The following is a 10,556-nucleotide window of genomic DNA, read 5'->3' as shown; positions in this document are numbered from 1 at the left end:
CCAGTTGCTGTGGGCATGATGTCTTGCCCCTGTCCGTAGATGATCCGGGGGGTGTTGTCACCCGCAGCAGCCGGACGCTGGTGACCGCTGATAAGGGGAACGACCCACCGCGTGTGAGGTCTTTCGTAACGTGGGTGCGGAACCGGTCGTCCACCGGCTGGCCCCGTATCGACTTGACCGAGAGGCGGCAGGAGAGATGGATATCGAGGACATCGAGGTCTTCATCGGCATCGACGTCGGCAAGACGGACCACTGGGCCACGGCCCTGAGCCGGGACGGGCGGAAGGTCCTCGACAAGCCCCTTCCCAATGACGAGGCACGTCTGCGTTCCCTTTACGGCAAGCTGGCCGACCACGGGAGGCTGCTGGTGGTGGTCGACCAGCCCGCCACCATCGGGGCCCTGGCCGTGGCGGTGGCCCAGGACATGGGCATCACCGTGGGCTACCTGCCCGGACTGTCGATGCGACGCATCGCCGACCTGACGCCGGGCAGCGCCAAGACCGACGCGAAGGACGCGGCCGTCATCGCCGGCGCGGCCAGGAGCATGCCTCACACCCTGAGAGCCGTCAGCGCCTCGGACGAGGACGCGGCCGCCTTGTCGATGCTCACGGGATTCGACCTGGACCTGGCCCGCCAGGTCAACCAGAGCGCTAACCGGATCCGGGGCCTGTACACCCAGATCCACCCCGCCCTCGAGGCCGTGGTGGGGCCCTGGCTGGAGCACGACGCCGTCTTGGAGGTCATCGCCGCCTGGCCCACCCCAGCCGATCTGAAGCGAGCGGGCAAGGCAAGGATTGACGCCAGGCTCAAGAAGCACGGGTGCAGGCGGCACGCCACCTGGGCCGGCCAGATCGTCTCGGCCCTGGAGCACCAGACCGTGGTGGTCGCCGGCACCGACGCCGCCGCAACGGTGCTACCTCACCTGGCCAGGCAGCTCATCGCCCTGCACGCTCAGCGGGCCGATGTCGCCGCCCAGGTCGAGGCCCTGGTGGAGGCCCACCCTCTTTATGAGGTCCTGATCTCCATGCCCGGGATCGGGGTCAGGACCGCCGCCGTCTTCCTGGCCGAGACCCTGGGCAAGACCTTCGACACCGGCGCCCAGCTGGCCTCCTACGCCGGGCTCGCTCCCGTCACACGCCGCTCCGGCTCATCGATCCGTGGTGAGCACGTCTCCCACGGCGGCAACAAGAGGCTCAAGCGCGCCATGTTCCTGTCCGCCTTCGCCTCCCTGCGCTCCGACCCCGTCTCCCGGGCCTACTACCAGCGCAAACGAGACCAGGGCAAGCGTCATAACCAGGCCGTTCTCGCCCTGGCCCACCGCCGCATCCTGACCCTGCACGCCATGATCCGAGATGGAGCCCTCTACGACCCACAACCAGCCACGAAACTACCCGCCGCCGCTTGACACACCACATAGGGGCACCCCCCCACCACCCTGAGAGCGCACACCCTTAGAGCTTCCTCATTCTGACCTCATCGTGACCTTGACCGGTCTCGGCACCGTAGGAACAGGCCCCACCGGCCTGGCACCACCGCCCCGGTCAACCACGAGGAGGCAGCATGGCCACCGCGCCCATCAAGGTGATGCTCTACAGCCACGACGCCCAGGGGCTGGGTCACCTGCGCCGCAACCTCGCCCTGGCCCACCACCTGGCCCGGGCCCTTCCCGCACTCACCCACGCCCAGGTCACCGGCCTGCTCGTGGCCGGGCTGACACCCGGCGCGGGCTTCGAGGTGCCCCCGGGCTTCGACTGGCTGGTGCTCCCCGGCATCATGAAGTCGGCCGACGGGTACCGGCCCCGGCGCCTGCGCTCCACACGGGCCCAGCTGCGTGCACTGCGCTCCCAGGTGCTTGAGGCGGCCCTGACCTCCTTCGCGCCCGACCTGCTCATCATCGACCGCCACCCCTACGGTGTGCGCCACGAGCTGCTGGAGCCACTGCGCTCGCTCAGGCGGCTGCACCCCGGCACACGCGTGGTCCTGGGGCTGCGCGAGGTCCTGGACGAGCCGGAGACCATGGCCCGGGAGTGGGCGGGGCTCGGACCCGGCCACCAGCTGCGCGAGCTCATCGACCAGGTGTGGGTCTACGGCGACCCCGCCGTGCACAACCTCCTGCGCACCGGGGAGGGCCCCGAGGCGCTGGCGGACCGGGTGCGCTTCACCGGTTACCTGGCGCTGGGACGACGCGCCGTCGACACCCCGGGCACCACGTCCCCGGTGCCTCCCGGCCCCTTCGTGCTGACCACGGCCGGAGGGGGCTCGGACGCCCTGCCTCTGCTCCGCCACGCCGCCGCCATGGAGCCGCCCGCCGGGCACCGGCACGTGGTGGTCTGCGGCCCCCAGCTCGGCGAGCCCGAGGTCGCGCAGGTCGCCCGCGCCGGTGGCCCGCGCACCCTGGTGGTGCGGGCCTGGCCCGGGATGAGCCACCACGTCAACGACGCCGCCGCCGTCATCTCCATGGGCGGGTACAACACCCTGTGCGAGATCCTGTCGACCTCGACGCCCGCCCTCGTGGTCCCCCGAGAGACGCCCCGTCTCGAGCAGCTCATCCGGGCCAGGTCCCTGGCGCGCCACGGCGCCGTCGAGCTCCTGCGCTTATCACAGACCGACCCGGCGGCCCTGGGACGGTGGGCGGCCTCGGCGGTCGGCCGGCACGTGAGCCGCGAGCGCATCGACCTGACGGGTCTGGCGAGCGTGCCGGTGCTCGCGCACGCGCTGCTCACCGACGACACCCAGCAGGGGTGGGCGGCATGACACGCATCGGCTACGTCCTCAAGGTCTACCCCCGTTTCTCCGAGACCTTCATCGTCACCGAGATGCTGGCACGGGAGGCGCTGGGGGACGACCTGTCCATCTACGCGCTGCGCCCCACCACGGACAGCCGCTTCCACCCGGAGATCGCACGCGTGCGGGCGGGCGTGCACTGGGTCAGCCGTCCCTGGAAGGGCAGCGAGATGTGGGACCAGATGTCCCGGTGCCTGGAGGGGACCGACCCGGAGCGCCTCGCACGCATCCTGCCGGCACTGACCACCCTGCCCGGCGACGAGGTCGCCCAGGGCCTGGAGCTGGCCCGCCTCGTGCGCGCCGACGGCATCGAGCACCTGCACGCCCACTTCGCCTCCCTGGCCGGCAGGTTGGCGTGGATCGCCTCCTCACTGACCGGCGTGCCCTACACGGTCACCACCCACGCCAAGGACATCTTCCACGAGTCGGTGGACCCCGTGTGGCTGCGGCGCGTGTGCGTTGACGCCGACCGGGTCATCGCCATCAGCAGGTTCAACGAGGACTACCTCGGCCGGCTGCTGGCGGGCAGCGGGGCGCGCATCAGCCTGCGCTACAACGCGCTCGAGCTCGCCCGCTTCCCCTACCGCGACCCGCATCCCGTGGGCACGCCGCTGCGGGTGTGCGCGGTGGGGCGGCTCGTCGTCAAGAAGGGCTTCACCGACCTCATCCGGGCGGCCCGGATCCTGCTCGACGACGGCGTCGCCGTGCAGGTCGACATCGCCGGCGAGGGCGACGAGCACCCGGCGCTGAGCGAGCAGATCCGCTCACTGGGACTGGCAGAGCACGTGCGTCTGCTCGGCCCCATGACCCAGGCGGAGGTGCGCGAGCTGCTGGCCCGCTCCGACGTCTTCGCCGCCCCCTGCGTCGAGGCACCCGACGGCAACCTCGACGGCCTTCCCACCGTGGTGCTGGAGTCCATGGCCTGCGGGACCCCCGTGGTGGCCACGGCCGTGTCAGGGCTGCCCGAGGTGGTGCGCGACGGCGAGACGGGGGTGCTGCTGCCCCCGGGATCGCCCGAGGAGCTGGCCCGCGCCCTGGGCGCCATCGCCTCGGGCGCCACTGGCACCCTCGAGCTGGCCCGCTCCGCCCGTCGCCTCATCGAGCAGCAGTTCGACTCTCGCCGCCAGGCCGCGGTCCTGTCGGGCTGGCAGGCGCCCGGACGACGGGGGCGGTGAGCATGCGCATCGCCTACGTCTGCACCGACCCGGGCATCCCGGTCTTCGGCACCAAGGGCGCCTGCGTGCACGTCCAGGAGGTCATCCGTCAGATGCGAGCCCGTGGCCATGAGGTGACCCTCTACACGGCCCGCACCGGCGACCACCGTCCCGCTGACCTCGCCGACCTCACGGTCCACCGGCTGGCCGTGGACGCCCGTGACCCGGCCTCACGCGAGCACGCCCAGCTCGAGGCCTCGCACCAGGTCGCTCGGATGGTGCGCGCCCGGGGCACGGACATGGTCTACGAGCGCTACTCACTGTTCAGCGCGGCACTGACCGAGATCACGCAGGCGCTGGGCGTCCCCGGCGTCCTGGAGGTCAACTCCCCGCTCATCGAGGAGCAGCGCCGCCACCGTCACCTGGTGGACGAGTCCCTGGCATGGGTGCTGCTGCGCCTGCAGGTGACGAGCGCAACCAGCACCGTGTGCGTCTCGGAGCCGGTGACGCAGTGGGTACGCGACGCCCTGGGCCGAGCGGTCCCCGCCCTGCCCGCCGAGGCGACCGCACGCGTGCGCACCGTCCCCAACGGGGTGAGCGTCGAGCGCATCCGTCCCCGGCCCGAGGACCCCGGCAGGGTCGTCGTCACCTTCGTGGGCACCCTCAAGCCCTGGCACGGCGTGGCCGACCTCCTGGAGGCGGCGAGCCTGTCGCGCGGAGGCTGGCAGCTGCGCGTCCTGGGGGACGGACCCGAGATGGCCTGTCTGCAGCGGCGCGCCGCCAGACTCGGGACGCGGGTCGACCTGCGCGGCGCCATCGCACCCGAGCTCATGCCCTCGCACCTGGCGGGCTCGGCCATCGGCGTCGCCCCCTACCCGAACCTGGGTGGACAGGAGCAGCAGTACTTCTCCCCCCTGAAGGTGCTGGAGTACATGGCGGCCGGGCTCGCGGTCGTGGCCTCCGACGTCGGGCAGGTGCCCCAGCTCGTGGGTGACGCCGCAGTCCTCGTGCCGCCCTCCGACCCCCCGGCACTGGCCGAGGCTCTCGACGCGCTGGCGGCCGACCCGGCCCGGCGCAGCGACCTGGGTCGGCGCGCACGCCGTCACGCCGTCGAGAGGCACTCCTGGCGCTCGGTGGTGGACACCATCCTCACACCCGTGGAGGCGTCCCATGAGCGGTGACGACGTCATCGGCAGCACACCCCCGCCGGCCCCGCGCGCCCAGGCGGGCGGCCGCGAGCCCTCGGCGCTGCGCCAGACCCTGCGCCTCATCCGTCCCGACGCCGCACCGCACTGGCGCCTCATGGTCGGCGGCACCGTCGCGCTCCTGGCGGAGGTCGGCTTCCGCGTCCTTGAGCCCTGGCCCATGAAGATGGTCGTCGACTCCGTCGTCGCCTCCCTGGGCACGCCGACCGGAGCCACCCCGGCCGGACCCGGCCTGCTGCTCGCGCTGGGCGCCGCCCTGGTGGTGCTCGTGGCGGCACGCGCACTGTTCAACTACATGGCCACCCTGGCATTCACGCTGGTGGGCTCACGCACCTCCGCCTCCCTGCGGGCGCGGGCCTTCGGCCACGTCCAGGGCCTGTCCCAGCAGTTCCACGCCCGCAACCGCAGCGCCGACACCGTCCAGCGCCTCGTCTCCGACGTCAACCGCATGCAGGAGGTGGCCGTCACGGCGGGCCTGCCCCTGGCGGCCAACGTCCTGACCCTGCTGGTGATGCTCGTCGTCATGGTCGTGCTCGACCCGCTGCTGTCCGTCGTCGTGCTCCTGGCGGTGGGAGCCTTCGCTCTGACGTCCTCGGGCAGCTCCAAGCGGATCACCGCTGCCTCCCGGCGCAGCCGACGCTCCGAGGGCAACCTGGCCAACACCGCCCAGGAGGCTCTCGGCGCCATCAAGGTGGTCCAGGCCTACGGGCTCGAGCCCCTCCTGCAGGCGCGCTTCAGCGGAGTCAACACGGCCTCCCTGCGTCAGGGCGTCCAGTCCCGGCGGATCGCGGCGCGCCTGGAGCGGCGCACCGACGTCATCGTCGGGGTGGCGACCGCCGTCGTCATGGTCGGAGGCGGTCTGCGCGTCCTTCAGGGCGCCATGACGCCCGGGGACCTGGTGCTGTTCACCACCTACCTGCGCACGACGATGAAGCCCCTGCGGGACATGGCCAAGTACACCGGTCGTATCTCCCGGGCCGCGGCCTCGGGCGAGCGCGTCGCCACTCTCATGGCCATCGAGCCCGAGATCGTCTCCCCACGTCACGGCATCGTGCTGCGCCGTGTGCGGGGCATGCTGCGCTTCGACGGTGTCAGGGCGGCCTACGAGGGCACCGAGGTGCTGCACGGCATCAGCCTGACCATCCGCCCCGGTGAGCACGTGGCACTGGTCGGCCCCTCAGGATCGGGCAAGTCGACGCTCGCCTCCCTCGTGGTGCGGGCCATGGACCCCACCTCCGGCACCGTGAGCCTGGACGGGCAGCCACTGACCGAGCTGAGCCTGAGCCACCTGCGCTCCCAGGTCTCGGTGCTGCACCAGGAGGCCGTCCTGCTGACCGGCAGCATCCGGGAGAACATCCGGCTGTCACGTCCCGCGGCCGGCGACGAGGAGGTCGAGCGGGCGGCGCGCGCCGCCTTCGCCGACGACTTCATCCGCGCACTGCCCCAGGGCTACGACACCTCGGTCGGTGAGAGGGGCGGGACCCTGTCCGGCGGCCAGCGTCAGCGCGTGGCGATCGCCCGCGCCCTGCTGCGCGACTGCCGGATCGTCGTGCTCGATGAGGCCACCACGGGGCTGGATCAGGACGCCGCCGCCATCGTGCTCGACGCCATCGACCACCTGGTCGCGGGCCGCACCACCCTGACCGTCACCCACGACCCGCAGGCGGCGCTGCGCGCCGACCGCGTCGTGTGGCTCCAGGACGGCCGGATCCTCATGGATGGCGCACCCAGCCGGCTGCTGGCCTCCTCCGAGGTCTTCCGCACCTGGGCCGGGGCCGCGCCCGCCACGACGTCACGCGGGGCACACGCCACCGCCCCGCATGCGGAGGCCGGAGCATGAGCACCTTGGTCCTCAGTGTCGTGCAGACCGTCCTGGACGCCGACGCCCTCAGTGAGCTGCTCGGCCGGCCGGTGCGCGCCGCACGGCTGCGCATCAAGCCGGGGACCGGTGTGCTCATGGGGCTGTCCGCGCCCCACTCGGAGCGCAGCGCCGGCTGGGCGCGCGTGCTGTGGCCCGCCGCCGCCCCCAAGGCCACCAAGGTCCGGCGCCGTGCCGAACGCCGGGGCGTGCCGGTCCTCACCCGTCCCCTGCCCCGGGGGCTCATCCTCCAGGCCGGCCCCGAGCTCGCGGACCCCAAGCTCGTCGAGTACCTGGGGCGGGCCCGCGAGCGCGGGCTGCTGGAGCAGATCGCCCCAGAGGCGGTGCTGCGCTACAACCCGGTCAGACGCCTGGTGCTGCGCACGCCTGACGGGGTGCTGCGCGTACGCGCCTCAGGCGGGCGACGTGTCGAGACGATCCACCGTGCCGCCGGACGGGCGGTGCCCGTGCCGCGGCTCACCGAGCTGGGCGGGGACTGGGACCCGGAGCACTACAGCCTTCAGCAGCTGTGCGGCAGCACCGACCTGGAACGGACACCGGACCTGGAGGGCACCCGCCGGGCCGGCGCCCTGCTCGCCAGGCTGCACGCCTCGACGTCCTCACTGCCCGCTGAGGTCACGGCGGTGCTCGACAGCGCTCCCGTCACCGCCGACGCGCTCGTGCGGGTCCACGCACGCACCCTTGAGCCCCTGGCCCCCGCCCTGGCCCGCCGGACCCGCGCGCTCCTGGCCGTGCTGCCGCCTCGGGTGGAGGGGGCTGCGGTCCTCCTCCACGGCGATGCCTCGCCCGACCAGGTCCTGGCCGACCCCGTCAGCCGGGCGCTGTGGCTGACGGACTTCGACCGGGCCCGTCTCGCTCCCGCCGCCACCGACCTGGGCTCCTACCTGGCGGTCTGCCCGCCGGAGGCGGGCACCGCCCTGCTGGAAGGGTACCGCCAGGAGGCGGGGCGGGTACCGGACAGGAACCAGCTGTGGGCGGCCACCACCCTGGCCGGGCTCTCACGCCTGACCGAGCCGCTGCGGCACGCGCAGCCCTCCTGGGCCGAGGCCATCAGCGCCCGTCTCGCGCACCTGGAGCGCGCATGCGCTGAGCACGCTAAGGCAGCGCCATGAGCACCGACGACGCCAGCAGGGGCACCGCCGCCGGTCCGCATCCCGCACCCGCCACCGGCACCCTGGACGCACTCGCCCGGATCGAGGGCCTCCGGCGGGCCTGGCCCGCCCGGGACGGCTCCGTCAGCATCGAGTGCCGTGACGAGCAGGGCCGGCTCAGGGCCGGGCACCTGGAGCCGGACGGGCGCGTGCGCATGCTGCCCTACGCGTGCGACCCGGCGCTTGCGGCCCTGTCGCCCGCACTGGTCGGCGAGCTCGTCGTCCACCGGGCGGCCCGGCGCGCGGTGGTGCTGGCGCCCGACCGGGTGCGCAAGGCCACCCGGCCCTTACGTGCCGCACCGTCACCAGGTGCACGGGCCGCCACCGAGGTCCTCACTGCCATGGGTCTGCGCGTCCCGCGCGTCCTGGACGTCGGTCAGGCGCATATCGACCTGGAGCGGGTACCCGGACGCAGCCTCGCCGAGCTCGGTGACGCCGGGATGGAGGGCTGGAAGCGCCTAGCGGAGGTGTGGGGCGGGCTGTCCCGGCCCAACGCGGACCTGCCCGTCCACGGCCCCCGTCAGGAGGCCGAGGTCCTCAGGCGCTGGCTCGACGACGCCGGGCGGCGCGGGCTGCTGGCCGGGCTGGTCGATGACCCCCGTGCCCTGGCACGTGCGGTGGGCACCACCTGCGCCGCGCTCACCCGGCAGGCCCCGAGCCCGTTGACTCTCAGCCACCGCGACCTGCATGACGGCCAGCTGCTGTGGAGCGGTGAGACCCTGAGCCTGCTCGACCTGGACACCGTCTGCCTGGCCGAGCCCGAGCTGGACCTGGGCAATCTCATCGCCCACGCCGAGCTCATGGCCGTCCAGGGCCGTCTGAGCGAGCGGGGCGCCGAGCGCCTCTCCCCCGTCCTGGAGCGCATGTGCGCCGCGGTGCCCGCACGCGCGGAGCGTCTGAGCCTGTACCGCCGCAGCGCGGCACTGCGTCTCATCCTCGTCCACGCCTTCCGCCCCGCCGCCAGGGCGTGGCTCACCGCCTGGGCGCGCAGGAGCCTGGCACCAAGACCGTCGTCCTGCATCATCAACCTGAGGAGAAGCTCATGCGTGTGACAGTTGTCGGATGCGGCTACCTGGGTGCGGTCCATGCCGCCGCCATGTCCCACCTCGGCCATGACGTGCTGGGCATCGACACCGATACGCAACGGGTCGCCGCCCTGGCCCAGGGCAGGGTCCCCTTCTACGAGCCGGGCCTGCCCGAGCTGCTCAAGGCGGGTGTTGACGCCGGCAGGCTGCGCTTCACCCGTGAGCCCACCGCCCAGGAGGTGGCCGGGGCCGACGTCCACTTCATCGCGGTGGGCACCCCCCAGACTTCCGGCTCGGGTGAGGCCGACCTGTCTCAGGTGCGCTCCGCGCTCGACATGCTGGTGCAGCACCTGGACGGGCGGCGCCGGCCGCTGGTCGTCGGCAAGTCGACAGTGCCGGTGGGTACGGCCGCAGGGCTCGCCGACGCGCTCGCCGGGCGGGCCCACCTGGTGTGGAACCCCGAGTTCCTCAGGGAGGGTTTCGCCGTCCACGACACGCTCCACCCCGACCGCATCGTCTATGGCCTGCCCGACCGGCCCGAGCAGGCGCAGGCCGCACAGTCGGTGCTGGATGAGGTCTACGCCCGGATCCTCGACGAGGGCGCCCCGCGCATCCTCACCGACTACGCCACCGCCGAGCTCGTCAAGACCTCCGCCAACGCCTTCCTGGCCATGAAGATCAGCTTCATCAACGCCATGGCCTCCATGTGCGACGCCACCGGAGGCGATGTGACGGTCCTGGCCCGCGCCCTGGGGCACGACGCACGGATCGGCGCCCGCTACCTGCGGGCCGGGGTGGGATTCGGCGGCGGCTGCCTGCCCAAGGACATCCGCGCCCTGGGGGCGAGCGCCTCGCTGTTGGGGGTCGAGCCCCTGGCCCAGCTGCTGGCCGCGGTCGACACCATCAACCGGGGTCAGCGCGACCGTGTCGTGCGACTCGCAGTCGAGTGCTGCGGCGGCAGCGTGGAGGAAGCCGCCGTAACCGTCCTGGGCGCCGCCTTCAAACCCGACAGTGACGACCTGCGTGACTCCCCGGCCCTGGAGGTCGCCGACAGACTGTCCCAGCTGGGTGCCGCAGTCACCGTCCACGACCCGCAGGCCGGTGAGCAGGTGCGGCGCCTGCACCCCGGTCTCGCCGTCGCCCCGGACGTGTGGCGGGCGCTGGACGGCGCCGACCTGGTGGTCCTCGGCACCGAGTGGCGCGAGCTCACTGGGCTCGACCCCCACCGAGCCGCCCGGCTCGTCGCCCGCCCGGTCATCGTCGACGCCCGCAACGCGCTCGATCCCACGCTGTGGCGGGAGGCCGGCTGGACCTACCGGGGCGTGGGCCGGTGAGCCCGACGGCCCTCGGGCAGCGCG

At 73.0% G+C, this 10,556-nt stretch carries 8 protein-coding genes; all 8 read left to right on the top strand.

Features of this window, described 5'->3' with window-relative positions:
* Window positions 1-196: 196 nt before the first annotated feature.
* The 8 genes from ACSJJR_RS04345 (at window position 197) to ACSJJR_RS04310 (ending at window position 10,532) form a co-directional block, all read left to right on the top strand.
* Window positions 197-1,405, top strand: coding sequence for an IS110 family transposase (locus ACSJJR_RS04345; protein ID WP_435941460.1), 1,209 nt, complete (start codon window positions 197-199; stop codon window positions 1,403-1,405).
* A gap of 155 nt (window positions 1,406-1,560) precedes the next feature.
* A complete protein-coding gene (locus ACSJJR_RS04340; RefSeq protein WP_435942252.1) occupies window positions 1,561-2,754 on the top strand; it encodes a glycosyltransferase family protein in 1,194 nt (397 codons plus the stop codon).
* The gene (locus ACSJJR_RS04335) at window positions 2,751-3,959 is read left to right on the top strand and encodes a glycosyltransferase family 4 protein (RefSeq protein WP_435942251.1); all 1,209 of its coding nucleotides are present in this window, start codon (window positions 2,751-2,753) and stop codon (window positions 3,957-3,959) included. Before ACSJJR_RS04340 ends, ACSJJR_RS04335 begins: the two co-directional genes overlap by 4 nt.
* Before the next feature lie 2 nt (window positions 3,960-3,961).
* Window positions 3,962-5,119, top strand: a complete 1,158-nt coding sequence (locus tag ACSJJR_RS04330) for a glycosyltransferase family 4 protein (protein ID WP_435942266.1) — start codon at window positions 3,962-3,964, stop codon at window positions 5,117-5,119.
* 67 nt (window positions 5,120-5,186) lie between these two features.
* Complete coding sequence (locus ACSJJR_RS04325; protein ID WP_435942265.1) at window positions 5,187-6,983, top strand: ABC transporter ATP-binding protein; 1,797 nt, start codon at window positions 5,187-5,189, stop codon at window positions 6,981-6,983.
* Window positions 6,980-8,134 carry an aminoglycoside phosphotransferase family protein gene (locus tag ACSJJR_RS04320; protein ID WP_435942250.1) on the top strand — a complete coding sequence of 385 codons (1,155 nt, stop codon included), beginning with the start codon at window positions 6,980-6,982 and terminating at the stop codon, window positions 8,132-8,134. Before ACSJJR_RS04325 ends, ACSJJR_RS04320 begins: the two co-directional genes overlap by 4 nt.
* Window positions 8,131-9,225, top strand: coding sequence for a phosphotransferase family protein (locus ACSJJR_RS04315; RefSeq protein ID WP_435942249.1), 1,095 nt, complete (start codon window positions 8,131-8,133; stop codon window positions 9,223-9,225). The genes ACSJJR_RS04320 and ACSJJR_RS04315 overlap by 4 nt, the downstream gene beginning before the upstream one ends.
* Window positions 9,216-10,532, top strand: a complete 1,317-nt coding sequence (locus ACSJJR_RS04310; protein WP_435942248.1) for a UDP-glucose dehydrogenase family protein — start codon at window positions 9,216-9,218, stop codon at window positions 10,530-10,532. The genes ACSJJR_RS04315 and ACSJJR_RS04310 overlap by 10 nt, the downstream gene beginning before the upstream one ends.
* The last annotated feature ends 24 nt before the right edge of the window (window positions 10,533-10,556 follow it).

The sequence above is a fragment of the Actinomyces sp. W5033 genome (genome assembly GCF_051303165.1).
This window is presented reverse-complemented; position numbering and strand designations above follow the sequence as displayed.